Origin of the sequence: Paraburkholderia sp. SIMBA_054 (assembly GCF_046534875.1) — a bacterium.
GTDB classification, from domain to species: Bacteria; Pseudomonadota; Gammaproteobacteria; order Burkholderiales; family Burkholderiaceae; genus Paraburkholderia; species Paraburkholderia hospita.
In genome coordinates this window covers 228134-253910 of record NZ_JAWRXV010000011.1, presented here as the reverse complement: position 1 = coordinate 253910, position 25777 = coordinate 228134, and the positions used below count along the sequence as shown (strand labels likewise).

Sequence of the window (25777 nt, the reverse complement as noted above, 5' to 3'; positions counted from 1 at the left end):
GCGGCGGCAAAGAAAAGTAGGTGCCGCCCCGCACAGGGGCAACGCGTGAAGCACGAAGGCATAACGCGGATGCCAGCGCAAAGGCCAGAAAGCAAAACGCGGATGCCAGCGAACGAACCAGAATCACCCGCTTACGGGTCGAGAAAAGACCACTTCATACTCCGGCACCCAACTCACGCCAAGAATCTCAGCAACCTGATCGCTAATAGCAGACCTGGGATCATGCCGCGCATCGAGATAAACAGGCGCATCTGCCCGCATAGGCAGCACAGTCAACACCAACGATTGCTGCGGATCGATCGTCACATTGCGCACACCAATCTGCCACGGCAAGCCATTGTAAAAATGATCATCGATCAAATCGGCACCTGAGAACAACCGCCCGACATCGCCCGCATATTGGATCGACAGATAGGCGTTGCTCAAACCTGGCGCGTTCAACGCCTCTTCGGGAACATCGATACTCCACGCGGCTGCCTTGCCAAAACTCTCTGGGGCAGGTTCAACGGCAGCCCGCGCTGCACCGCCTGAAGCAATAGAAGGCACCATCTGCGCGAAACGCAAAGGCGTAACACCGACATCGAACGCGACTGGCGGCACAGATACCGCGAAGCGCTGAAAAATGCCGTCCAGCGGCGCCTCTACGAACGCTCGTGTCGAAATAGGGGCGTGCTGCAACGGCGGATAGACATATAAATCAAACGAAGCGGCACCCGTAGAACGCAATACGAGTTCGCCATCGCGTTCGAACGCCAACGCATCGGTAAGAACCAGTCGACGCTGTCCATCGAATGGCAACACACTGAGCCGTTCGATATCCTCGCTCGCGAGTGTGATGATCGTGATACGCGTGTCGTCGCTGCACGTCGCGATGAATACTGAGCCGGGCGTAGGACGTGCGACCAACACACCATTCACTTCATCTGTCGTCAATAAAGAACGAGAGTCCGCGGGCGCGATCCGCGTCACGTACCCTGGCTCGAACGCAAACTCAGCAGCGATCCCATCCGTTGTGGAGAACACGTACGTTTCGCCGTCAGGCGTCGAAAGCCGTGTAACGGGCTGCGCAGTCGCATAACGCAAGCGCGCACCGCCGAGCGCAAGTCCAATGGGCCACACGAACCACGTTCCCGGCGTAATATCGATCGGCGCCGCAGGCAACATGACCGTGCGAGTCGCCAGCTTGACCGCGAACTGCACGCCTTGCCGCTCAGGCATCCGATGCTGCCGCACATGATTGTTGAAAAACAGAAAGCCACGATCGCCGTCCGCACGCACGGAAAATCGCGGCGTTTCAAGATCGTCCGCACCGCGCGGCAGAAGCTCCGGCGCATACACATCGCATGTCGCCAGTTCGCTACCCCATTGCTGAAGAAACAGATGCAACGGCCGCAGCTTGCCAAGCACGGGATGCGCTTCGCCATTCGCGCCGAACGGCGCCTGAAAATCGTAATTGACGATAGGCAGATCGTTATAACCGCCCGTCGCCGTAGATTCTTGTCCGTCCACATCGCCAGGCGGATTACGGCCACCATGCAGCATGTAATAGCCGTACAGGTTCACACCTGAACCAAGCTGCACGGGCAGCATCGCTGCAATGTCGTCAGGATCGAGAACGGGACGGCGCCGATACATGGTCGGTACGCCCCCACCGAATTCCGCGCCTAGAAAAGGCGTTTCGCTCGCTACAGCATCCGCATCGCCAGGCTCACTGTTATGCGTCTGCGCACCAAGATCGCCGCCGACACGGCTCGTAAAGCGAAACCCATACACCTCGCTCGGCGCCGACATCGCCGTCGACGTCCCCCACGGCAAGTCGGCATATCCGCCAAAAACAGGCGCAACTTCGCGGCGCGGAAACACGGCGTTATCCCAGCCCGTTACCGTGTACAACGGCGTGTCCAGTCCCACTTCGCGCGCGAGGCGCTTTAGTGTCGCGATATGCGCGGGTCCTTGCTGCGGCCCCGTCAGGTTGTATTCGTTTTCGAGCTGGATGCCGATCACCGGGCCGCCATCCTTCCACAACAAGCCCTCTAGCTGCGCGGCGATCTCAGCAAAGAAGCGCTGCACGTACTGCAGATACAGCGGATCGTCGCTGCGCGTCGGCACCTGATCGACGACCCACGCGGGAATGCCGCCATAACGGACTTCCGCATGCACCCACGGGCCAATGCGAACGAACGCGTACAGCCCGCGTTTCGCACAGGCTTCGACGAACCGGCGCAGATCGAGCCGCGCATTCCAGTCGAACTGGCCGGAACGCGGTTCGTGATAACGCCAGATCACATACGACGACACGATATCGACGCCTGCCGCCTTGACCTTCGCAAGCGCGTCGTCCCAATGCGCTTCGGGCACGCGCGCGTAATGCAGCTCGCCCATCACGGGCAGCCACGGTTCGCCGTCGCGTGTCAGATAGCGGCTGTTGATGCCGATCGTCCTTCCATCGCGCGATGTATTCGCGCCCATCCGCAACGTATCCGCGAGCGGCGTAGTGGCGGGGCGGCTTGCATCGACGGTCAGCGTCGTCGTCGGCATATCGCGCGGGCGATTCATCACGCCGAGATCCACGCGCAGACATCGGCGGTGCCGAGCGTGCGCTGACCCAGCACGAAATGCGCGTTGTCAGGTGCAGGCGCTTCGGTAGCAGTCGCACCGAAGTTGAAGGCGAACGTGATCTCGCCGCGACGGCGCACACGCAACCCTTGCGCAAGATGTGTCACAGCGAGACCCGCATCGCGCGCCGCACCTTCGAGCAACGCGCGATGCAATGCCGCATCGAACCACGCGCTCGCATAGCGCACATGTCCGCGCGCGACGATAGCGGGCCAGTTGTCATCGAAACGCGCGAGCACGTCGAGACCGTCGCGCGTTTCGATATGCTCGCGCCAGTGCAAGGCGATGCCCGTCACACCATCGAATGTCGTCGTCGGCTGCAGCGTCGGACGCAACGAATCGACTTCGAGCACCTTGAACGGCAGGACCGTTTGCAGCGCGCCCGGCGGCAACTGCGCGGGGATCGCGAAGTCCGCGGTCTTCGAGCCTGTGCGCGGGCCGATCACCCATTGAGCCGAAGACTGTTCGACGCTCTTCGCAAAGCCCGCCGGCAGCGCCGCGAGACCCGGCACGACGATCAGCTTGTAACCCGAGAGATCGGCATGCGCCGACACGATATCGACGTCGAGCGCCATTTCGCGCAGCGTCCGGTAATACTCGAACGCGAGCGTCTGATAATCGAAACCCTTTGCATGCCGCTGGATTTCAAACATCCATTGCGTTTCGTAGTCGAACACGAGCGCGACTTCGGCGCGCGGAGCGGGGCCGCTTTGCGCGAGCTTCGTCAGTGCGTCGGACTGCGCAATCTCTTGCGCGGCGCGCGCCACTTCGCGTCCGCCTGGCGAGAGTGTGTTGTCGGGCAGATTCAAACCCGAATGCATCTGCTCCTGCGCGAACGGCGCCTGACGCCAGCGGAAGTACGACACCAGTTCCGCGCCATGCGCGAAGGCCTCATAGGCCCACAGACGCACCATGCCGGGCGCGGGCACGGGGTTCCACGGAGCCCAGTTCACAGGGCCCGCTTCCTGTTCCATCACCCAGAAACGGCCTTGGCCGATCGCGCGATAACGGTCGTGATCGAACGCCGACACGTCCGGGTGCCCCGTGCGTGCATAGCGTGCCTTGTCCTCTTCGCTCAACGCGATCACTTCCGTGCGCGCGATCGGATAGCTGTCCCACGTCGCGACGTCGATGCTCTTGTTCGCGGCGAAGCGATAGTGATCGAAGGTCGTGAAGAAGCCCATGAAGTTGTGCAGCATGTCCGCGTTCGGCGCATGGCGTCGCAACACATCGACCTGTTCGCGGTGGAAGCTCGTCACTTCGTCGGACATGAAGCGGCGGAAGTCGAGCAGGTGAATCGGGTTCGCGTCGGTCGGCGTAAGGTTCGGCAACTCGATTGCATCGAACGAAGCGTATTCCATGCTCCAGAACACCGTGCCCCAGCGCTGGTTCAGGTTGTCGACGGTTTCGTAACGGCGCGCGAGCCATGTCTGAAAACGCGTGCGGGCCGCCTTCGAGTAGCTCGGCACGGTTTCGTGACAGCCGAGTTCGTTATCCGTTTGCCATGCGATGACCGCGGGATGCGAACCATACCGTTGCGCCATCGCCTCGACGATCCGCAGACATTCGCGTCGATACGGCTCACTGCAAATATCGTAATGACGGCGCGAACCGGAATTCCACGTCGTGCCGTCGGCACGCACGGGCAGCATGTCCGGCATCGAATCGACGAGCCACTTCGGCGGCGATGCGGTGGGCGTGCCGAGCACGATTTTCAGGCCGGCATCGGCGAGCGTGGCCACGGCGCGGTCCAGCCACGTCCATTCGTAGACGCCCGCACGCGGCTCCATGCGGCTCCACGCGAATTCGGCGATCCGTACATGCGTGATGCCGAGTTCGACCATCCGGCGCGCGTCGTCGGCCCACAGCGTTTCTGGCCATTGTTCGGGGTAGTAGCAAACACCCAGTTGCATTGTCGATTTCTCCAGAGATCAGTAGTGTGCGGTCGGCCTTGCGCGTCAGCCTTTGCTTGCGCCGAATGTCAGTCCCGCCACGAAGTGCTTTTGCATCAGGAAGAACATCAGCACGGAAGGCAGCGCGGCCAGCACCGAACCGGCCGCGACGAGATTCCACGCGGTCGTCCATTGCCCCTTGAGCGCGGCGACGCCGACCGTGATAGGCGCGGCGTCGTCGCCTTGCGTGAGGCACAGCGCCCAGAAATAGTCGTTCCAGACGAACGTGAAGACGAGAATGCCGAGCGCCGCGAGTGCAGGGCGGATCAGCGGCAGAACGATGCGTGCGTAGATCGTCCATTCGCTCGCGCCTTCGACGCGCGCCGCCTCGATCAGCTCGAACGGCAACTGCTTGATGAAGTTGCGCAGAAAGAGCGTGCAGAAGCCCGTCTGAAACGCGATATGAAAAATGATCAACGCCCACACGGTATTGAACAGTCCGACCTTCAACGCCATGTCGCGCACGGGGATCATCAGGATCTGCACGGGCACGAAATTGCCGGCAACGAACGTAAACAGCACGACGATGTTGCCGCGAAAGCGATACGTCGCGAGCGCGAAGCCCGCCATCGACGCCAGCAGGATCGCACCAAGCACGGACGGCACCGTAATCAGCACGCTATTGGCGAAGTAATGCAGCATCGGCGTTTGCGTGAGCGCGGCGCCGTAGTTGTCGAGCAACGCAAAGTGCTTCGGGAACGTCCAGTAATCGCCTTGCGAAAGCTCGTCGGACGAGCGGATGGACGTGACGAGCACGGCGAGCATCGGCAGCAGCCACACGAGCAGCGCGAGCGGCAGCGACGCCTTGTAGATCGCGCGATTCCAGGGTTTCCAGCGTTCGACGGGAAGCGGATACATGAGAGTTCTCCTTGCGCGATACGTGAATCAGCGTTCTTCGCGCAGCATCCGGCGCAGATGGAACACGATGTAGACGAGCATGATCGCGAACAGCACGACGGCAATCGCCGCCGAATAGCCTTCGCGGTAATACTTGATGGCCTGGTCGTACATGTAATAGGCGAGCACGGTCGAGCTGTCGAACGGACCGCCGCCGCTCATCACCGCGATCAGGTCGAAGCTGCGCAATGCGCCGATCACCGTCAGCACGACGGCCATGAAGGTGGCCGGGCGCAGTTGCGGCAGGATCACGTGCCACAACAGACGCCAGCCCTTCGCGCCTTCCATGCGCGCGGCTTCCACCACTTCGGGGTTGATCGCCGTGAGGCCCGTCAGATACAGCACCATGCAGTAAGGCGTTTGCGGCCAGAGCGCGGCGAACACGATGCCGAACGTCACGGTGTGCGCATCGCCGAGCACGGGAATACCGTGACCGACAATCACCTTGAGCAGGCCGAAGGTCGGGTCATAGAACCAGCTGAACACGAGACCAACGACCACGCCCGACAACACGAACGGCGCAAAGAACAGCGACTTCACGACGCGCATGCCCTTCACCTGCTGGTTCAGGTACAGCGCAAACAGCAGGCCCAACGGCGGCGCAAGCAGGAAGAACACCAGCCAGATCAGGTTGTTCTTCAGCGCGACGTAGAACGTGTCCGCCTGAAACAGCTCGACGTAGTTCGCAAGGCCGATGAAGGTTTTTTCCGTCATGCCGTCCCAGTTGTAGAAACTGAGCGAGATGCTGCTGAAGATCGGATAGATCACGCACAACGCGAATAATGCGCAGCCCGGCAGCAGAAAGAAGAACGCCGCGCGATTGCGCGCGCGCCCGGACCTGGACGTGCGGCGGCTGCGCGCCGAAGGCAGGCGAGCGATAGACGTGGACATGACGAAAACCTCGTTCGATGCGGTTCGCCCGTTGCGGCGAGCGGCAGGTGATTCGTGGGCGCATCGATTGCGATGCGCCCGGCAGGCGGCCGCGTTTGACACGGCCGCCTTCAGGACATCACTTGTGATAGATGCGCTTGCGCGTCGCTTCGAGACGGGCGAGCAGCGAGTCGATCTGCGACGGATCGTTGTAGAACTGCTGCATGGCCTTCATGCCTTCGTCGGCCATTTCCTTCGTCATATCGCGGTCGTAGAACTGCGCAATGCCGCCCGTCGTGCTGGCGAGCGTCTGGAAGCCGACCTTCGAGATGGGATCTTCCGGTTCCGCAGCCTTGCTGTTGGACGGCAACTGGCCCCAGCCGTGCGCGAGATCCGCGTTGATTTCAGGCGTTTCCATGAACGCGAGCAGACGCCGTGCGTCGGTCTTGTTCTTCGCCTTGGCGGGAATCAGCAGCACGTTGACGGGACCGTCCTCCGCCATCGGCACCTTCGGATCGATCACCGGGAAACGCATGAAGCCGATCTGATCCTTGACGCTCGACGGAATGCCCGCCGAGAAGAACGTACCCATCAGCATCATCGCGGCCTTGCCGTTCGCGAGGAACGGGCCGATCGAATCGAGGTCGTAGGACAACGCGTTGTCGATGTAGTAGTGGTCGTCCATCAAGGTCTTCCACGTCGTGTAGACCTTCTTCACACGCGGATCGGTGTACGGCACTTCGCCTGCCATCAGCTTCTGGTGAAACGCGTTGCCGTTGATGCGCAGGTCGAGATAATCGAACCATGCGGCAAGCGTCCAGCTGTCACGCGCGGCGACGGCGATGGGGGCGACACCGCTTGCCTTGAGCTTCTTGCAGGCGTCGAGGAATTCTTCCCACGTCTTCGGCTCGCTCTTGATCCCTGCCTTCTCGAACAGATCCTTGCGATAGAAGAAACCGTATGCGTCATAGCCGAGGGGCGCCGCATACTGCTTGCCGTTATACGTCGAAGCTTCCTTCACCGATGCGTACTGCTGGCTCCAGCCGTTCTTCGACCAGTCGCCGGACAGGTCTTCGAGCAGGCCGCGCTTCGCGTAGTAGGCCATGCGCTCGCCGTCGTGCCACGACACGACATCGGGCGGATCGGTCGCGAGCCAGCCGCCCATCTGCACCTTGTACGCTTCTTCGGTGATGTAGGTGATCTTCAGATCGACATCGGGATTGGCCTTCTTGAACTTGTCGAACGCGTCCTGCCATGTCGAGCGCTGGTTGCCGCGCGCCGACACGTTCACGTTCAGCTGACCGGCGTCGGCATCCGCGACGAAGCCCGACAGCAGCGCCGCCGAGACGGCGAGTGCAGCCGTCACGGAGCGCGTGTTGAAAGAAGCGAGCCCGGCAATGCGGCTCAGGTGCTTGTTGATCATCGTGGTGTCTCCTGGAACTGCGTTGTTGGCCGGCCGCTCGACGCGGACAGCGGTCTTCTTGCCTACCGCGCCGGCTCTATGGCCGGCTGTTGAGATCGGCGAACCCGGCAGGCGCGGTTCGCGTCGTTGCCTGGCTGCTTTTACGACAGGTGCAGCGCGACGGCTTGCGCTTCTGTCTCGACCGTGCGCGCCAGTGCCATGCCTTCTTCATCGAACAAATGGCATGCGTCGGCGGGCACACGCAACGCCAGAGGCTCGCCGTTGCGAATCGACACATCGCCGGGCGCCTTCGCGATCAGCGTGCCGTCCGAGCATTCCACATGCACGTAGCTGTGCTCGCCAAGCTGTTCCGTGATCAGCGATTTGACCGCGAGCGTTTGCGCGTCGCCGTCGAGACGGATGTGCTCGGGACGAATGCCGACCGTGACAGGCTGGCCACGCGTGAGACGCGCGCCGTCGACCTGCACGCGCAGCGTCGTATCGCTCCGTTTGAGCCTGACGTGCACGCCGTTTTGCGCAATCGCATCCACTTCGCCGTCGAGGAAATTCATGCGCGGCGAGCCGATGAAACCCGCAACGAACCGCGAGCGCGGCCGATGATAAAGCTCGAGCGGCGCGCCGATCTGCGCGATGCTGCCGAAGCGCTGCGTATCCGCGCCCGCGTGCAGCAGCACGATCTTGTCGGCGAGTGTCATCGCTTCGATCTGATCGTGTGTCACGTAGACGACGCTCGCCTGCGCGAAGCGCTGATGCAGCCGCGCGATTTCGATGCGCGTCTGGCCGCGCAGCGCGGCGTCGAGATTGGACAGCGGCTCGTCGAACAGAAACACGCCAGGCTCGCGCACGATCGCGCGGCCAATCGCGACGCGCTGGCGCTGGCCGCCCGACAGTTCGCGCGGCTTGCGTTCGAGCAGCGTATCCAGTTGCAGCACGCGCGCCGCTTCGCGCACCTTCCGGTCGACTTCGGCCTTCGGCGTTTTTGCGAGCTTCAGGCCGAACGCCATGTTTTCGTAGACCGACATGTGCGGGAAGAGGGCGTAGCTCTGGAACACCATCGCCACGCCGCGCTCGGCGGCGGGGACGCCGTTCATCGACCGGCCGCCGATCGTCACGTCGCCGTCGGTCTGATCTTCCAGGCCGGCGACGATGCGCAGCAACGTCGACTTGCCGCAACCGGACGGTCCGAGGAACACACAGAACTCGTGCGCACCAATGTCGAGGTTGAGATCGCGGATGACGGGCGCATTCGCGCCAAACGTCTTCTGGATGTTGGTCAGGGAGATTGCTGACATGGTGTTTTCCCTGGATTTAAACGCTTAAATTTGCGTGGAAAAAAATCGCGCAGAGGCTTGCGCGGCGTGGATTTAAGCGTTTAAATTTGGGTGTGCTCGAAAGCGCGATCATGTTTGTTTGTCTCCTGTCGACCAGAGTTAGCGCTTTAGCGCTTACTCGGGTCCCATGCAACTGGTTGCAATATCCTTTCGAGCAAAGTTATCAAAGCCTGCGGTAGATGCGCAACATCTGATTCGCAGTCTCTAAATATGGGATCTTTCCTAATCTTTCTGGCATGGCGACATTAACCGACGTCGCGCGACGCGCGCAGGTCACGGCGGCGACCGTTTCGAACGTGTTGCGCAATCCGGACAAGGTACGACCCGAAACCGCTGAGCGCGTGAAGCGTGCTATCCGCGAACTGGGCTACCGGCCGAACCTGAACGCGCGCGCGTTGGCGGAAGGGCGCTCGCCGACGCTGGCGCTGATGCTGTCGAGCATCGCAAATCCGTTTTATCCCGAGTTCGTGCTGGCGGCCGAACGCGCGGCGCGGCGCGGCGGTTACTTCCTGATGGTCTGCAACACCGACGACGACGCGGAAATCGGCCGTGCGTATCTGACGCAGATTGCGGGCACGCTGGCGGAAGGCGTGCTGGTGCTCAACACGGATATCGCGATCAACGAACTGTGCGAGTCCGCAGCCGTTGGCGCGCCGATCGTGTTGAGCCTGTGGGAGCATCCCGAGCAGTTGCCCGCGCTGCCGTGCGTGGCCGTCGATTTCGCGCATGCGGGCGCGCTCGCGGCGCGGCATCTGCTGGAACTGGGGCATCGCGATATCGGCATGCTGGTCGGCGACGGTTGCGGCGGCCTGCAGGATGCGCGCGCGACGGGCTTTCGCGAGGTAATGCGCGAAGCCGGTCTCGAACCGGACGATGCCGCCGTGCTGCAGATTCCGGATACGATCGACGCGGGCTTTGCCGCGTGTGTGGAATTGATGGAGCGCGAGCCGCATCTCAGCGCGCTGTTTGCGACGAATGATCTGCTTGCGATCGGTGCATTGCAGGCGCTGGCGACGCTAGGCCGTAAAGTACCCGACGATGTGTCCGTGATCGGCATCACGGACATTCAGCTGGCGCATCAGGTGCGGCCGTCGCTGACGACGGTCGCGATCAATACGGAAGCGATTGCGCAGGCGTCGATTGAATTGCTGATACGGTTGATTCATGAGCCGCGTGGTGAGGGGCAGCCGCCTGCTGTGATTGCGCCTTTGCCGACGTTGGTGAGAAGGCAGTCAACGTAGAATGGCCGCATGGACCTCAAACAAATCCAGTACTTCATCGCACTCTTCGAAGACGGCTCGGTGACTCGCGCGGCCAAGCGCCTGAACATCGTCCAGCCGGCGCTCAGCATGCAGATTTCGAAGGTCGAGGCGGAACTGGGGCAGGCGCTCTTCGAACGCGGACCGCACGGCATGACGCCCACCGACGCCGCGCGGCAGATGTATCGCCTCTACACGCCGATCATGCGCGACATCGAGCACGCGCGCGTGCAGTTGAGCCGTCAGGATGTGATCGTCACGGGCCGCGTGTCGCTCGGCATGGTCGCCTCGGAAACGGAAAGCGTGCTCGCCGAATCGCTGGCGAAGTTCAATGCGCTGTTTCCTCAGGTCGAGGTGTCGGTGGCCGATGGGTTCAGCGCCCAGTTGATCGACGGCGTCGAAGCAGGGCGCCTCGATGCTGCGATCATCAACAAGCCGCGCGGCCGCCTCACGCTCGACATGCAGCCACTTCTCGTCGAAGAGATGGTGTACGTGACGGGCGTGAAGTGCGTTGCCACATTGCCGGAAACGATCGACCTGTCACAACCGCCCGCCGTCGAACTGGTGCTGCCGACACGCCGCAACGGCTTGCGCGGCGCGCTCGACGCCGCATTGATGGCCGCCAATATCGTCATCAAGCCCACCTTCGAAATCGATCTGCTGAGCACCATCGTGCAATTCGTCGAGCAGAGCAGCGTCGCCACGATCTTGCCGCGTGTGGTCGTGCAGCGCAAAGTGGACGAAGGCACGCTGCGCGCGCACCGCATTACGACGCCGTCAATCCTGCGGCACATCGTTCAGGTCTCGCATCCGAAGCGTCCGATCGGGCCCGCTGCGCAAGCACTCATCGACATCATCGCGGAAGAAATCCGCCGCGTCACGAAGAGCGCGGCGGACGAGTGAGACCGCTCAGTTCACGTTGCGCGAAGCTGGCTGATCGAGCCGGCCACGCGTCTCCGGCACGATGAACGCGCCAATCAGGAAGATCACGCTGATCGCGCCGACGAAGATCGCGAGCGTGACGGGCAACTGGCTCGTTTCCTTCGCGACCAGCGAGACGAAGGTCGGCATCATGCCGCCAATCGCAAAGCCGATGTTCCATGACAGACCCGTGCCCGTCGCGCGGATCGCCGTCGGGAAGCGCTCGTTGAGGAAGATCAGGATCGGCGCGTAACCGGCGCTGCCCAGCGCGCTGAGTACGACTGCGTATAGGCCGAGTGTCACGATGTCCGTGGCCGTTGGCAGCAGCAGAAAGATGCCCGGCAGCGCGACGAGGCGAATCAGCCCGATCCATATGAACGCCGTCTTGCGGCCGATGAATGTGCTCAGATGTCCCGCCGCCACCGATGCGATCACGACAGCGATGCTACAAATCATCAGGATCGCAGCGGCCGCACCGTTGGGCGCGTGGCTTACGATCTTGAGGAACGTCGGCAGATAACCCGAGGTCAGGTAGTAGCCGCTGCCGCCGCCGATGGTCAGCAGCAGGTTGACGAACAGGATCGACCGATAGTCGCGCGAGAACAGCGTTTTCAGCGGCGAACGCACGATCTCGACGGCTGCATCGCGCTTCTGCGCCGCGGCTTTCGCCGCTTTTTCCGCGGCCAGTTTGCGCCATAGCGGCGACTCTTCGAGGCTGTTGAACACGAAGAGGCCGAGCACCGAGCTGATGATCCCCGTGAAGAACATGCAGCGCCAGCCCCACACGTCGAACAGTTCGCCCGGAAACAGCGACGACATCAGCAGGAACGTCAGCGAAGCGAGCAGCGCGCCCATGCCCGCGCCGCCGCCGCCGATCAGCCCCGACACGGCGCCGCGATATTTCGGCGCGACGGATTCGGTGCCGATGGTATGCGTCGACGCGACCACGCCGCCGACGAACACGCCTTGCACGAGCCGAAGAATCAGAAACAGCACGGGCGCGACCAGTCCGACTGTATGCACGGTTGGCAGCAGGCCGAAAGCCGCCGTCGATATGCCGACGCCGACCACGGCAACGATCATCGCACCCTTGCGTCCGTGACGGTCGGCGTACGAGCCGAACAGCGCGGAGCCGAGCGGGCGCATCAGCAGCGTGACCGCGAACGACGCATAGACGCCTGCGAGCGACAGCATCGCATGATCGGAAGGGAAGAACAGACGCCCGACGACGGGCGCCACGTACAACAGCACGAACAGGTCGAACAGATCGAGAGCCCAGCCCAGACATGATGCGAACACTGCGCCCATGACCTGCCGCTGGTCGATAGCCGGCACGGCGGCGCCGTTTTGCGCTGCTACGGACATCATTCATCTCCTTGAATGGTCACCGTCCTGTCTCTGTATCAGTCCGGTGAAAGTGGCACCTGTCGATTGCGTGCTCTGATTGGCGTTAATGAAACCGTCGGTTGAATTCGCTAAGGCGTTGAAACGAGTGGCGCTGCGTGCGTCGCGCCCATTGCGTGTCGATGCTTGACCATGGCATCCGCGATCTTCTCGGCGATCATGATGGTCGGGATATTCGTGTTGGCCGACGGCAGTCGCGGCATCAGCGATGCGTCGACCACGCGCAGCCCTTGTGCGCCATGCACGCGGCCTTGCGTATCGGTCACGCTGTCGGGCTGGTTCGCGTCCCCCATTCGACATGTGCCGCTCGCATGCCACACACCGAACACATTCGCGCGAATGAAGTCCGCAAGCGCGTGTTCGTCGGCGAGTAAAGCGGACATGCGCTTGCCGCGCGTGAAGAAACGCTCGATCAACGCGCGCCGTAAAGGCGCAGGCGTATCGAGCAGCGTGCCGAGTATCGAAGTCAGCAGCGCATTGCCTTTCCCGACACGGCTCAACGCTTTCACGCGCGGCGAAAACGCGGCAGGAAAGAAGTCGCGTGCATCGTGACCGAGGCCCGAAGCATCGACCACGCGCGCAAGCATTCGCACGCCGGCAGCGAGCCGTTCGAGATCGCGTGCGTCTTCAAGCAGATTGAGTTCGACGCGAGGCGCAATGGACGCATCGGGAGAGACCAGTTGCACGCGGCCCCGCGAATAGGGCCGGTTGCACCACAGAAAGAACAGGCCGAGCCGGTTGCCGAGCGCGTGCCACGCGGCACGAGTAGCGCTCGACAGATAGAGGTCGGATGCTTCGCTGCCGTCCACGCCCGAAGTCACGCGCGCCGCCACCATGCTGGCGCGCCGCCGCGACAAAGGCATGCGAAAACCCGGCGCAAGAAAATGACAGAACGTGAGCGACGGATGATCCTGCAGATTGCGTCCCACGCCAGGCAGATCGACATGACACTTGATGTCGAGCGCGTCAAGGTCCTCCCGCGATCCAATGCCCGCACGCAACAGCATCGCGGGCGACTGCAACGCGCCCGCGCACAGAATGACTTCGTTTGCGTCGAACTGCACGCGTTCGCCGTTGTGTGCCATTGCGATGACGCCGCGCGCAACCGTGCCGTCCATCACGATGCGCTCGACGTGCAGTTCCGCGAAGATGCGCAGATTGCTACGCTTGCGCGTCGCGTCGTCGAGATAAGCAACTGCCGTCGACACGCGTTTGTCGTCGATGTTCGAAAACGCGCCGGGGAAAAACCCATCGCCGAACTCGGCATTCTGATCGCGCAGCATCACGAGGCCTTGAGCGCGCAGTCCGTTCGCAAACGCATGGCAGAACGGCGGCCAGTCCTCGGGCATGATGCGGCGAATCGGCACGGGGCCGTCGTGCCCGTGCATGTCGCCGCCGGGAAAATTCACATCGCGTTCGAGCTTGCGAAAGTAGGGCAACACGTCGCGCCAGGCCCAGCCCGTTGCGCCGTTCGCGGCCCAGTCGTCGTAATCGCGCGGCAGGCCGCGATTGGCCGACTGCACGTTGATGCTCGACCCGCCGCCCATCACCTTGCCCTGCTCGTAGACACGCGTCGCCGCGCCGCGCGTCGCCTGCGCCTTCAGATCGGGCCAGATGTACCGGTCGCCGCAGAAGACGGGCATCGGATAGCTGTCGAGAATCTCGCCGGGCACGGCGCCCGGCGGCGTGTCCACGCCCGCTTCGATCAACGCGACGCGCAGCGACGGCACGGCCGACAGCCGGTGCGCAAGCACGCACCCCGCCGACCCGCCACCGACGATCACGTAATCGAAGCGTTCCATGAACGTTCTCCCAAACCTTTGTCGTGCGCTTTGTTATCGCGCGCTTACTGTTTATTGCCCGCGAAACACGGGCTTGCGCTTCGCGTGAAATGCTTCGACGCCTTCGCGGAAATCGTCGGACGAACGCAGGCGGCTATAGCAGTGGCCTTCCAGTTCGATCGCAATCGACAGCGGCGCATCTTCCGTATCGTTGAGCAGCTTCTTCGCGGTGCGTTGCGCGAGCGGCGAGAACGCGCGCAACTCGTCGACGAGCGCATCCGTGGCAGCTTCGAGTTCGGCGTCGGCGACACATTCGACGGCGATGCCCCAGTCATACGCCTGCTTGCCGGGGATACGGCGCGAGCGCATCACGATGTCTTTCGTCCGGCCGATGCCGACCATCTGCTGCAAGCGCGCGGAACCGCCCGAGCCGGGAATCTGACCGAGCTTCTGTTCGGGCAGCGCGTAAAAGGTCGTGTCGGTGGCGATGCGGAAGTCGCATGCGAGCGACAGCTCGAAGCCCACGCCGAAGCAGAAGCCGCGATTCGCCGCGATCACCGGCTTCGAGCAGCGCGTGGGCGCCGCGACATTCCATGCGAGTTTCGACACACGTTCCGGCGATGCTTCGAGAAAGCCCTTGATGTCGCCGCCGCTGGAAAAATGCTCGCCCTTCGCGCGCACGACGATCACACGCACGCGGTCGTCTTCGTCGAGTGCTTCGAAGGTGGCGCGCAACTGGTCGCGCGCATGCATCGAAATCACGTTGAACGGCGGACGGTCCAGGATGATGTCGGCGCGCTCGCGTTGCGCGTCGATTTCGACGTCGAAGCCGTCGAGGTCCTGAAGCAGCGTCTGGCCGCGGTGGGTCAGGTCGGTCATGGGTGTCACTCCTTCGTGATTTCAATGTGTTGATGCAAAGCGCAGACTGATGCGGCCGGGCCGCGCTCGTCGCGCAGGTATTCGCCCGCCTGGAGCTTGCGGCGCAGTATCTTGCCGACCGGCGACTTCGGTATGTCGTCGACAAACACGTAGTCGCGCGGACGCTTGAAGTTGACGAGATCGGACGCGCGGCACCATGCGTCGAGCGTGTCGCCGTCCACGTAATCGCTTCGCTTGACGAACGCGACGACGCGCTGTCCCCAGCGTTCATCCTTCACGCCCGCCACGGCCACTTCGTCGACGCACGGATGCAGCGACAGCACCGATTCGATATCGACAGGCGAGATGTTCTCGCCGCCGCTGATGATCATGTCGTCGACGCGGCCGGAGACATAGAGATCGCCGTCTTCGTCGAAGAAGCCGGTGTCGCCCGTGAAGTACCAGCCGTTGCGCAGCGACTTCGCGTTCGCATCGGGCCGGTTCCAGTAGCCTTCGAAGGCTTCGTCGCCGAGCAGGTCCGCGATGATCTGGCCTTCTTCGCGCACGGCGGCGACATCGTCCGGCGACTGCGCGTCGAGCTTCACGACGCGCAGGCGGGTGTTGATGCCCGAGCGTCCGGCGCTGCCGGGCTTGAGCGTCGCGTGCTGGTCGATGCTGACCGTGTAGACCTCGGACGATCCGTAGTGGTTGACGAACAGTTCAGGCTCGAATGCAGCGGACAGACGCTTGAGCAAGCCATCGCTCATTGGCGCGCCTGCAAAACCGAGCTTCGTGACGGATGACGTATCGATATCGCCAAACGCGCGATCCGCGAGCAGATCGTGATAAAGCGTCGGTACGAGATAGAGGCACGAGAGCTTGTATTGCGCAATCGAATCGAGCGCGAGGCGCGCATTCCAGCGGCGCACGCAGACGAACAAGCCATCGACGAGCGCCATCGAAAGCAGCGAGCGCACGCCCATCGTGTGATAGAGCGGCATCACGCCGAGCGTGCGCTCGCCATGCCGATAGAGGTTCTGCGCCACATGCGCGAGCGCTGCAGCGCGCTCGTGCCGGTGTCGGCGCGGCACGCCTTTGGCCTTGCCCGTCGTGCCGGATGTGTAAAGGATCAGCGAGTAGTCGTCGGCAGAGGCGTGCGTCGGCGTCGTTTCGATGCTTTCGGGTGCGTGACCCGTTTGAACTGCGAGCAGCACGTCGATCGATGCGGTGCGTCCAGGCGCATCATCGAGGCCGATGCGCGGCACGTTCTGCGCGGCGGGGCTTTGCATCACGGCTTCAGCGCTGACGGGTTCGTAGACGATCGCCTTCACGCCCGCGTCGCTCACGCAATAGTCGAGTTCGTCGGGCTTCGCGCGCCAGTTGAGCGGCACGATGACGATGCCCGCAAACTGGCAGGCCCAGTGCAGCGTCGCCATTTCCCAGCGGTTTTGCAGCACGACGAGCAGACGGTCGCCATGCGCGAGACCCAGTTCGCGCAGACCGTGCGCCGCTTGCAGAATCAGCCCGTGCCATTGCGCGTAAGTGACGCGAAACTCGCCGTCGACGAGCGCAAGCGCATTCGGGCTGCGCTCCACGCTTTGCAGAAACGTGCGGCCGAGATCAAGCATGTTCGGCCTCCGTGTCCGCGCACTGCGCCCTGCGCCGCGCCGCGCAGTCGAGCACGGCGGCGACGATCGGCGTATAGCCCGTACAGCGGCAGATGTGGCCCGACAGCATCTCGCGCACCTGTTCTTCCGTCGGATCAGGCACGCGCTGCAAAAAGTCCGCGCACGACATCAGGATGCCCGCCGTGCAGAAGCCGCACTGCAACGCGTGATGCCGCGAGAACGCCTGTTGCAGATCGCCGAGCGTCTGCGCGGGGGCGAGCCCTTCGACGGTATCGACGTGCCGTCCGTCGGCTTGTACCGCGAGCATCAGGCACGAACGGGCCGCGACGCCATCGACATGCACGGTGCACGCACCGCACACGCCATGTTCGCAGCCGACGTGCGTGCCCGTCGCGCCGAGCTCATGACGCAGAAAATCGGACAACAACTCGCGGGTTTCGCAATGGCCGCTGCGCTCGCGGCCATTGAGCGTCAACGTGACGGCGTGCTGCTCGCCGTGCCGCATGACGTACGGTGTGGATTTGCTCACTTGGCCTCCTCGATCACGCGCCATCCGAGTTCGCGAACCAGATGACGGCGGTACTTCGCGCTGATATGTGCATCGTCCTGCGCGCCCAGTTTCCAGCTCAAATCGTTCAATGCGCCGCGCAGGTCATCGCCTTGCAGACGCGGCCAGCGCTCGACCTTCGGCCGGTCCGCGACGCCGCCCACGGCGATCCGTATCGCGTCGTCCGTGACGACGGCGGCGCACGCGACCATTGCGAAGTCGCCGTGACGTGCCGAGCACTCGGCGAACCCAAAGCGCTCGCCCGGTTCCTTCAGCGGGAAGCGCACCGCTTCGACAAGTTCGTCCGGCTCGCGGGCCGTCATCAACATGCCCTGAAAGAAGTCGTTTGCCGACACGGTGCGTTGCTTCTTTTTCGAGCGCAGCAGCACATCGCCGCCAAGGGCCGTCAGTACGAGCGGCAATTCCGCGCTCGGGTCCGCATGCGCGATCGAGCCGCACACAGTGCCGCGATTGCGGATCTGAAAGTGCGAGATGTGCGGGAAGGCCATCGCCAGCAACGGCACTTCGTCGCGCAGCGTCGCGCGCCATTCGACGCTGCCTTGCGTCGCAGCTGCGCTCACGACCAGACGGCGCGCATCGCGATCCACGCGCACGGCGTTCAGATCGTCAGTGCGCGAGATGTCGACGAGCACGCGCGGTTGCGCGAGCCGCATGTTCAGCACGGCCATCAGCGATTGACCGCCCGCCAGCACGCGCGCGTCTTCGCCGCTTTGGGCGAGCACATCGAGCGCTTCGTGCGTTGTCATGGCGCGTACGTAGTCGAATGCGGCGGGCTTCATGCGTGCCTCCTGAAGCGTGAGAAGAGACGCCGGAACAACCGCGCAATCGACGAACCGTCCGTCGCGAGCGGTTGGCCCGCAGCCTGCCGTCCGAGCGCTTCGAACAGTTGCCGCAGCACGACCTTCGCCGCGCCTTCGAGCATGCGTCCGCCGACGGCCGCGACCTTGCCCGACACCTGGGCTTCGTAGTCGTACGTGAGGCGCGTGCCGGTGCCCGTCGGCGTGAGTTCGACCAGGCCGTTGCCACGCGCGCTGCCGAGCGGCGAGATACCCGCGCCTGCAAGGCGCAGCCGATGCGGCGCATCGATCTCCGACAAGCCGATACGCGCCTCGAAACGCGCCTTGATCATGCCGACGCCGATCGTCACATCCGCGCGATACTGGTTCGGCCCTGTCGCTTCGAGCGCGTGGCAACCGGGAATGACCTTCGCGAGCGCAGCGGGATCGAGCAGCACGGCGAAGATCGCTTCGGGTGTGGCGGGCAGATCGACAGTGCCTTGCGCCGTGAGCGCGCGCCCGCCGCCGGGCGTTGCAGGCTTCGACGTGGGCGCTTCGCGATACTCGGGCCGCGAAGGCTCCGGATCGTCGATACCGATCAGCGCCATCACCTTCGAAGGCGTGAGCGGCAAGCGGATATCGTCGATGCCGAGTGCGTCCGCCACCGCGTTGGCGATGCATACGGGCGTGCTCATGTTGTTGCCTTCGCCCAAGCCTTTTGCGCCGAGCGGCGTGAACGGCGAGGGCGTTTCCAGATGCACGATCAGCGGGTCGGGGACTTCGCAGGTGGTCGGCATCAGATAGTCGGCGAGCGTGCCCGACTGGAAGCTGCCGTCCGCGCCATAGCGGAACTCTTCGAGCAATGCCGCGCCGAGACCCTGCGCGAACGCGCCACGAATCTGGCCATCGGCGAGCGCGGGGTTCAATAGCGTGCCTGCGTCGTGTGCCGTGACATACCGGTCGATGCGTACGTGGCCTGTCGCGCGGTCCAGTTCGATACCGCACATGTCGAATGCAAAGCCGTAGGCCGCCGACGTGTTGATGCGGTCGTTCTCATCCGGTGCGTCCATATGCGGCGGCGACCAGAACACGGTCTCGCGCAAGCCCGGCTCTTCGCGTTCGGGCAGCAGCGCGGGCGCCCAATGCGGTGCATTGCTCGCGGCCCGGCCGAACGGCAGTGCGCGCTCTTCAGCATCCTTCGGATAGATGCGCGCGCCTTCGAAGCGCACGTCGTCGGGCACGCAGCCGAATTGCTTCGCGAGGATGCGCGCAAGCTTGTCGCGCACGCGCATCGCTGCGAGATGCACGGTACCCGCTACCGCACCCGCAAAGCGGCTGGAGTAATTGCCCGATGCGACGGACCACGCGTCCTTGTGCGTATCGAACTCGACATTGACGACGATGTCCTTCGGATCGAGGCCGAGCACGTCGGCCACGACCTGCGCGCACACGGTCATATGTCCTTGCCCCGCGGGCGTCGATGCGATCGTCACGTTCACACCGCCCAGCAGATCGACGCTCACGGTCGCGCTCGCGATTGCGCCGTTTTTCGGTCCGGCTTTTTTGCGCGCTTCGGCAGGCATCACCGTCGTGATGTAGCCCATATTCGACACCGACGGCTCGACGATCGCCGCGAAGCCGATGCCATAAAGCCGGCCCTGCTTGCGTGCGGCATCGCGGCGCGCGACCAGTTCCGCATGGCCGCCATCCGACAGCGCGCGCCGCAGCGCTTCCTGATAGTTGCCTGAATCGAGCAATGCACCCGCTGCCGCGCGATACGGAAACGCATCGGAAGGCACGAAATTTCGGCGATAGACGTCGAGCACGTCGAGCTTCAACTCGATGGCAATGCGCTGAATCAGCCGTTCGAGCGCGAAATACACCTGCGGCCCGCCGAAGCCGCGCACGAGTCCCGTCGGCGTCTTGTTGGTCAGCACGACGCGGTTGCGTACCAGCAGATTCGGGATCGCGTAGGCGCCCGTCAGGCAGCCGTGCATCCGGTAGAAGGTGGCAGGCTCGGGCGCGCGCACGTAACCACCGCAATCTTCGAGCTGATCATAGGAGAGGGCGGTGATGCGCCCATCGCTTTCGACAGCGGCCTCGATGGTCGACAGCCGCGCAGTCGCAGACGTGGCCGCGCTCAGATGTTCGAGCCGGTCCTCGACCCATTTCACGGGTGCGCCCGCCTTGCGCGACGCGAGGCACATCAGCACGACATACGGAAATACCGCCTGCTTCACGCCGAAGCTGCCGCCCGAGTCGCGCGGGGCCTTGTGACGCAACCGGTTAGCGGGCACGTTCAACGCCATTGCCATCACGGCATGCAGCGAGAACGGACCCATGAAATTCGACGTGACGTCGTAGCCTTCATCGCCCGACAGATACTCGGCGATCACCACGCCACATTCGATCGGCGCGCACGAGTTGCGCGGATAGTGCGCGACCAGCTTCACACGATTCGGAGCCTGCTTGAATGCGGCCTCCGGCTCGCCGTAGCGAAAATGCCGGTCGCTGATCACGTTGGTGCCGACCCGCTCATGAAGAACGGGCGCGTCGTCGCGCATGGATTGCTCGATCGACGTGACGGGATCGAGCGGCGTGTATTCGACCTTGATGAGGTCGAGTGCGTCCTCGGCGAGCGCGCGCGATTCCGCCATCACGACGGCCACCGGCTCGCCGACGTAGCGCACGCGATCCATCGCGAGCGCCCATTGCTCCATCGGCGACTTCACGCCGACCACGAACGGACGTGACCATGGGCGCAGATCGTCGCGCGTCAGCACGGCGCGCACGCCGGGCAGGGTTTCTGCGCCGCTTGCATCGATCGAAACGAGTTCTGCGTGCGCATGCGGCGAGCGCAGAACGGCGGCGTGCAGCGTGCCCGGCTTCACGCCGATGTCGTCGCCATAGCGGCCGCGGCCCGTCAGGATCGCCGGGTCTTCGAGCCGCTGCATCGGGCGGCCGAGATGTTTCGCTGCGCGTGCCTGGGAGGCCTCTTGCGCGGGCGCTTCGGCAACGTTCATATCGCGCTGGTTCATCGGTCGGCTCCATCGTCGTCGCGGCGGCTCGCGAATTCATCTGCAAGACCGCTCCAGCGCTTTGCGATCTCACGATGCTCGATGGCGAACAGATCCAGAATGCGGCCGACCGTGTGATCGACCACGTCTTCGATTGTCTTCGGATGCGCGTAGAAAGCGGGCACGGGCGGCATCACGATGGCGCCCATTTCGGTTGCCAGCGTCATGTTGCGCAAGTGCGCGAGGTTGAGCGGCGTTTCGCGCGCAACCAGCACGAGGCGCCGGCGCTCCTTGAGCATCACGTCGGCAGCGCGCGTCAACAGGTTGTCCGCGAAGCCATTCGCGACGCCCGCGAGCGTTTTCATCGAGCAGGGCGCAATCACCATGCCTTCCGTGACGAACGAGCCGCTCGCGATGGTTGCGCCGATGTCGCGCACGTTGTGGGCGATATCCGCCAGTCCATCGAGATCGCTGCGTGTGAGGCCCAGTTCCTGCGCTACCGTGATGGCGCCTGACGCCGACACGATTAGATGCGTTTCGTGCGTGCCGAGCCGGCGCAGCGCGGCAAGCAGGCGCAGGCCGATCATCGCGCCGCTTGCGCCCGATATGCCGACGACGATGCGTGGCTTGCGGTTCGCGCGCTCAGTCATGATGGCGGGCCAGCCAGGCGTCGAACGCGGTGTTATCCGCGGCGACGAGGGTCTCGAGATCGACCGCGTCTTCGCCCGGAATCCGCACGCGCGTGAACACATACGCGGGATAGACGACGGGCCGCGTTGCGTCGAGCCCCATCTTCGCGCTAACGCCTTGCAGATGCGGCGGCGCATCGTCGGGCTGGCCGACGGTCGTCGACGGATCGAGGGGCGAGCCTTGCGCGCCTTCGATCACGACGAGATCGCGATCGGCCTGGAAGCGAGTCGCGACCGCCCATTCGATTTCGGCGGGATCATGCACGTCCACATCCGTATCGACGACGACCACCTGCTTGATGTCGTAGTGCGCGCCGAACGCGCAGAGAATCACGTTCTTCGCTTCGCCTTCGCGCTTCTTGTCGAACTGGATCCACAGGTGATAGCGGCACACGCCACCCACCGACAGATGCACGTCCTTCACGCCCGGATGGCTGCGTTGCAGATGCGCGAGCAGCGTCGCTTCACGCGGAATGCCGCCGAGCAGCAGGTGCTCCATTTCAGCGGGCACGATGGTATGAAAGATCGGGTCGCGCCGATGCGTGACGGCCGTGACCTCGATCACTTCACGTGCTTCCTTCGCGCTGTAGTATTTCGGAAACTCGCCGAACGGGCCTTCGGGTTCCCGCACGTCCGGCAGAATGCGTCCTTCGATCACGATCTCCGCGAACGCGGGGACGTGCACGCCGTTCGTTACGCACTGCGCGACTGGCAGCGGCGCGCCTTGCAATGCGCCGGCGATTTCCAGTTCATCGTGATCGATGGGCGTGATGGCTTGCGATGCGAGCATCGTCAGCGGATCGACGCCGATGGCGATGGCGACGTCGAGCGCATCGCCGTTTGCTTCGGCTGCTTTCTGGAAGGCATAAAGATGGCGCGGCAATAGCAGGATCGCCATGCGGTCGCGGCCATGCACCTGAATGCGATTGATCGACACGTTCTGCACACCGGTGCGCGGATTGCGCGCGATCACGAGTCCCGCCGTGATGTAGGGACCGTTATCGTGCTCGCTGTGTGTCGGGATCGGCAACAGCGCGTGCAGGTCGATTGCATCTGTATGAACCATCTGCTGGCAGGCCGCCTCGCCGCGCGCGACCAGTTGGGACGCGATCGGCGCGTCGGCGGCATCGCGAAAGCGCGTGAGCAAGGCGTGTTCCTCGACGCCCATCGCTTCCGCGATCCACGCGCGCTTCGACATGAAGCCGCTCACCACGGGCACGTCCAGTCCGCCTGGTTGCGTGAAGAACGCAGCCTGTGTGCCGTCGAGCCGCTTGGCGACAGCGGCCAGTTCGTGTTCGAGCGCGACGGGCCGGTCGATCGTCGCGAGACGTCCGGTGCGGGCAAGATGCGCGAGCCAGCCGCGCAGCGTGAGCGCGCCCGAAGGCTCGGCCCACGTGCGGGCTTGCGAAAACGGCGTAGCGGAAAAGGCGCCCTGGGTCGCGGCGTCACGAGTGTTCATCTGCGTCTCCATCATTGCCGCCTCTTCGATGCTTTCGATGCGAATCGGATCGAGAGGACATGGAGCCAAGCGTAGCGACAAGGCGGTATAAGTTCTAATACTGATTTTTGATGCTTTGGATCATCGTTGCTGATATCCGTGTTAGCCCCGATGACGTTCGCCTTACAGCACGATATCAATACACACGCCCGTGCGGCCTTGTGCGCCGGGGATCTGCCACGGCATGCCCAGCGGGGCTTTCGGCTGTGGCCTGATGAAACGGATGGCCGCCATTAGTCGTCGTGATAACCCGCTTCCGGGATCATCCCAGTCATGGACCTCAAGCAAATCCAGTATTTCATCGCGTTGTTCGAAGACGGCTCGGTCACGCGCGCGGCCAAGCGGCTGAACATCGTGCAGCCCGCGCTCAGCATGCAGATCGCGAAGCTGGAGGAGGAGTTGCACCAGCAACTTTTCGATCGGGGCGCGCACGGCATGGCGCCGACCGCCGCGGGGCGGCTGATGTACCGGCTCTTTCTGCCCATCATGCGCGACCTCGCGCACGCGCGACAGCAACTCGTGCAACGCGATGAAGTGGTGACGGGGCATGTGGGGATTGGGCTGATCGCGTCGGTCACGGAGAGCGTGCTCGCGGATTCTCTGTCGCGGTTTCATGCGCGTTATCCGCATGTTGAAGTGACGGTGGCCGACGGCTACAGCGCAACCTTCATCGATTGGGTCGCGGGTGGTCAGCTCGACGCCGCGCTGATCAACAAGCCGCGTGCGCGTCTGTCGCTCGATTCGCAGCCGCTGCTCGACGAGGAGATGGTGCTCGCGACCAGTGTCGCGCATGGGCCCGAGCTGCCGCATTCGATCGAACTCGCGCAACTGCACGACCTGGAACTCGTGTTGCCCACCAAACGCAACGGTCTGCGTGGCGTGCTCGATACGGCAGCGCAACATGAAGATGTGATGCTCGCGCCGCGCTTCGAAATCGATGTGCTGTCAACCATCGTCGCGCTCGTCGAGAAGACGCGCTTTGCGACGATTTTGCCGCGCATCGTGGTTGGACGCGCGGTGCGTGAGGGGACGCTGCGCGCTTACCCGATCCTCGCGCCGCGCATCGTGCGGCATATCGTTCGCGTGAGCCATCCGCGCCGGCCGCTCAGCGCGGCGGCGGAAGCGCTGATTGCAATCATCGCTGACGAGTTGCGGCAGGTGTCCAGCGCGATGGATGTGGGCGTGCCTGTGGAGTCGAAGGAAGCGGCTGGCTGAGCACGAACGTGGGATGGTGTGGATCGTCGCGACCTGCGAAGCATGTCATCATGTCGACGCCCAACGATCCAACGCAACGACTCGACCGATGAACCTCAGAGCGCTTCAATGTTTCGTGACGCTCGCTGAAGAGCTGAACTTCAGCCGCGCCGCAGAGCGTCTGCATATTGCGCAACCCGCGCTCAGCCAGCAGATCCGCGCGTTGGAAGAGCGCCTCGGCACGCAACTGATCGACCGCACGCGCAGGCCGCTGCGTCTTACGGAAGCAGGACAGTACCTGTGCACCGAGGCGAAACAGATACTCGGCTCGCTCGAACAGGCGACGCTCGGCGCGGCTGAAATCGGCATGGGCCGGCGCGGCTGGCTGAGTGTCGGCTTTACGCGCTCGGCGATGTACAGCATTCTGCCGCCTGCGCTGAAGGCCTTTCACCGCGAGTTTCCGCAGGTCGAGCTGAAGCTCTACGAAATGCTCACCGACGAACAGAGCGACGCACTGCGCGACATGCGCATTCACGTCGGCATCGGACGACAGCCGCTTTCGATGTCGGGCTACACGTCGCGCGTGCTCTTGCGCGAGCAGCTCGTCGTCGTGATGGCACTCGATCATCCGCTTGCAAAACGAAAGAAAGTGAAAGTCGCCGAACTGGCCGACACGCCGTTGATCCTCTATCCGAAGCATCAGAATGCCCAGTACAAGCGGTCGGTGCTGTCGCTGTATCGCGATGCGGGCGTGACGCCGTTCATCGCGCATCAGGCTTACGAAATACAGACTGCGATTGCGCTCGTCGCGGCGGGGCTGGGCGTGACGGTGGTCGGGGAATCGGTGGCGCGGCATGGGCGTACCGATGTCGTGTACCGCCACCTGGAAGGCCCGGGTTCCGCACAGCGTTCGACGCTCGCCGCCACCTATCGCGACGACGACACGTCGCCGCATCTGCTCGCATTCTTACGCTGCCTTCCGCCGCCGCTGGCCGACAGCGGCACACTATAAGACGATCGTTATACAAGAATAAGCATCTCGTCTTGGACTTCCTGGCTGCGCATTCCTACCATCGAACAGGTAACTGACGTTGT

The 25777-nt window shown here is 63.4% G+C and carries 19 protein-coding genes; 4 read left to right on the top strand and 15 right to left on the bottom strand.

What is annotated here, in order from left to right:
- Positions 1-123 precede the first annotated feature (123 nt).
- The 6 genes from SB822_RS16375 to SB822_RS16350 all read right to left on the bottom strand — a co-directional run bounded on the left by SB822_RS16375 (position 124) and on the right by SB822_RS16350 (position 9050).
- Entirely contained in the window at positions 124-2556 is a 2433-nt protein-coding gene (locus SB822_RS16375; RefSeq protein WP_410855202.1) for a beta-galactosidase, read from the bottom strand.
- Positions 2556-4529: a beta-galactosidase gene (locus SB822_RS16370; protein WP_410855201.1), complete on the bottom strand. Its 1974-nt coding sequence runs from the start codon at positions 4527-4529 to the stop codon at positions 2556-2558. Before SB822_RS16370 ends, SB822_RS16375 begins: the two co-directional genes overlap by 1 nt.
- Positions 4530-4574: 45 nt before the next feature.
- Positions 4575-5426 carry a carbohydrate ABC transporter permease gene (locus tag SB822_RS16365; RefSeq protein WP_007583881.1) on the bottom strand — a complete coding sequence of 284 codons (852 nt, stop codon included), beginning with the start codon at positions 5424-5426 and terminating at the stop codon, positions 4575-4577.
- A gap of 27 nt (positions 5427-5453) precedes the next feature.
- A complete protein-coding gene (locus tag SB822_RS16360) occupies positions 5454-6356 on the bottom strand; it encodes a carbohydrate ABC transporter permease (RefSeq protein WP_410855200.1) in 903 nt (300 codons plus the stop codon).
- 118 nt (positions 6357-6474) lie between these two features.
- Positions 6475-7758 carry an ABC transporter substrate-binding protein gene (locus tag SB822_RS16355; protein WP_007743768.1) on the bottom strand — a complete coding sequence of 428 codons (1284 nt, stop codon included), beginning with the start codon at positions 7756-7758 and terminating at the stop codon, positions 6475-6477.
- A 140-nt stretch (positions 7759-7898) separates the two neighbouring features.
- A complete protein-coding gene (locus SB822_RS16350; RefSeq protein WP_007743767.1) occupies positions 7899-9050 on the bottom strand; it encodes an ABC transporter ATP-binding protein in 1152 nt (383 codons plus the stop codon).
- A gap of 275 nt (positions 9051-9325) precedes the next feature.
- Between SB822_RS16350 and SB822_RS16345 the strand changes: the two genes are divergently transcribed.
- Both SB822_RS16345 and SB822_RS16340 read left to right on the top strand, forming a co-directional pair.
- Complete coding sequence (locus SB822_RS16345; protein ID WP_007583885.1) at positions 9326-10330, top strand: LacI family DNA-binding transcriptional regulator; 1005 nt, start codon at positions 9326-9328, stop codon at positions 10328-10330.
- 9 nt (positions 10331-10339) lie between these two features.
- The gene (locus tag SB822_RS16340; protein ID WP_410855199.1) at positions 10340-11251 is read left to right on the top strand and encodes a LysR family transcriptional regulator; all 912 of its coding nucleotides are present in this window, start codon (positions 10340-10342) and stop codon (positions 11249-11251) included.
- 6 nt (positions 11252-11257) lie between these two features.
- Here SB822_RS16340 and SB822_RS16335 read toward each other — a convergent pair whose 3' ends face one another.
- The 9 genes from SB822_RS16335 to SB822_RS16295 form a co-directional block, all read right to left on the bottom strand.
- Positions 11258-12634, bottom strand: a complete 1377-nt coding sequence (locus tag SB822_RS16335) for an MFS transporter (RefSeq protein ID WP_007583887.1) — start codon at positions 12632-12634, stop codon at positions 11258-11260.
- Positions 12635-12744: 110 nt separating this feature from the next.
- Positions 12745-14475: a GMC family oxidoreductase gene (locus SB822_RS16330; protein ID WP_410855198.1), complete on the bottom strand. Its 1731-nt coding sequence runs from the start codon at positions 14473-14475 to the stop codon at positions 12745-12747.
- A 51-nt stretch (positions 14476-14526) separates the two neighbouring features.
- Positions 14527-15333 (bottom strand): enoyl-CoA hydratase/isomerase family protein, encoded by an 807-nt coding sequence (locus SB822_RS16325; RefSeq protein WP_007743765.1) that lies wholly within the window; start codon positions 15331-15333, stop codon positions 14527-14529.
- A gap of 5 nt (positions 15334-15338) precedes the next feature.
- Complete coding sequence (locus SB822_RS16320) at positions 15339-16940, bottom strand: AMP-binding protein (protein WP_410855197.1); 1602 nt, start codon at positions 16938-16940, stop codon at positions 15339-15341.
- Positions 16933-17469, bottom strand: coding sequence for a (2Fe-2S)-binding protein (locus SB822_RS16315; RefSeq protein ID WP_079493289.1), 537 nt, complete (start codon positions 17467-17469; stop codon positions 16933-16935). Before SB822_RS16315 ends, SB822_RS16320 begins: the two co-directional genes overlap by 8 nt.
- The gene (locus tag SB822_RS16310; RefSeq protein ID WP_410855196.1) at positions 17466-18287 is read right to left on the bottom strand and encodes an FAD binding domain-containing protein; all 822 of its coding nucleotides are present in this window, start codon (positions 18285-18287) and stop codon (positions 17466-17468) included. Before SB822_RS16310 ends, SB822_RS16315 begins: the two co-directional genes overlap by 4 nt.
- Entirely contained in the window at positions 18284-21322 is a 3039-nt protein-coding gene (locus tag SB822_RS16305) for a xanthine dehydrogenase family protein molybdopterin-binding subunit (RefSeq protein WP_410855195.1), read from the bottom strand. Before SB822_RS16305 ends, SB822_RS16310 begins: the two co-directional genes overlap by 4 nt.
- The gene (locus SB822_RS16300) at positions 21319-21951 is read right to left on the bottom strand and encodes a UbiX family flavin prenyltransferase (protein WP_410855194.1); all 633 of its coding nucleotides are present in this window, start codon (positions 21949-21951) and stop codon (positions 21319-21321) included. Before SB822_RS16300 ends, SB822_RS16305 begins: the two co-directional genes overlap by 4 nt.
- A complete protein-coding gene (locus SB822_RS16295; protein WP_410855193.1) occupies positions 21944-23449 on the bottom strand; it encodes a UbiD family decarboxylase in 1506 nt (501 codons plus the stop codon). Before SB822_RS16295 ends, SB822_RS16300 begins: the two co-directional genes overlap by 8 nt.
- Before the next feature lie 312 nt (positions 23450-23761).
- Here SB822_RS16295 and SB822_RS16290 point away from each other — a divergent pair, with 312 nt between their 5' ends.
- Both SB822_RS16290 and SB822_RS16285 read left to right on the top strand, forming a co-directional pair.
- The gene (locus SB822_RS16290; RefSeq protein WP_114223321.1) at positions 23762-24703 is read left to right on the top strand and encodes a LysR family transcriptional regulator; all 942 of its coding nucleotides are present in this window, start codon (positions 23762-23764) and stop codon (positions 24701-24703) included.
- An 88-nt stretch (positions 24704-24791) separates the two neighbouring features.
- Positions 24792-25694 carry a LysR family transcriptional regulator gene (locus tag SB822_RS16285; RefSeq protein ID WP_079494578.1) on the top strand — a complete coding sequence of 301 codons (903 nt, stop codon included), beginning with the start codon at positions 24792-24794 and terminating at the stop codon, positions 25692-25694.
- The last annotated feature ends 83 nt before the right edge of the window (positions 25695-25777 follow it).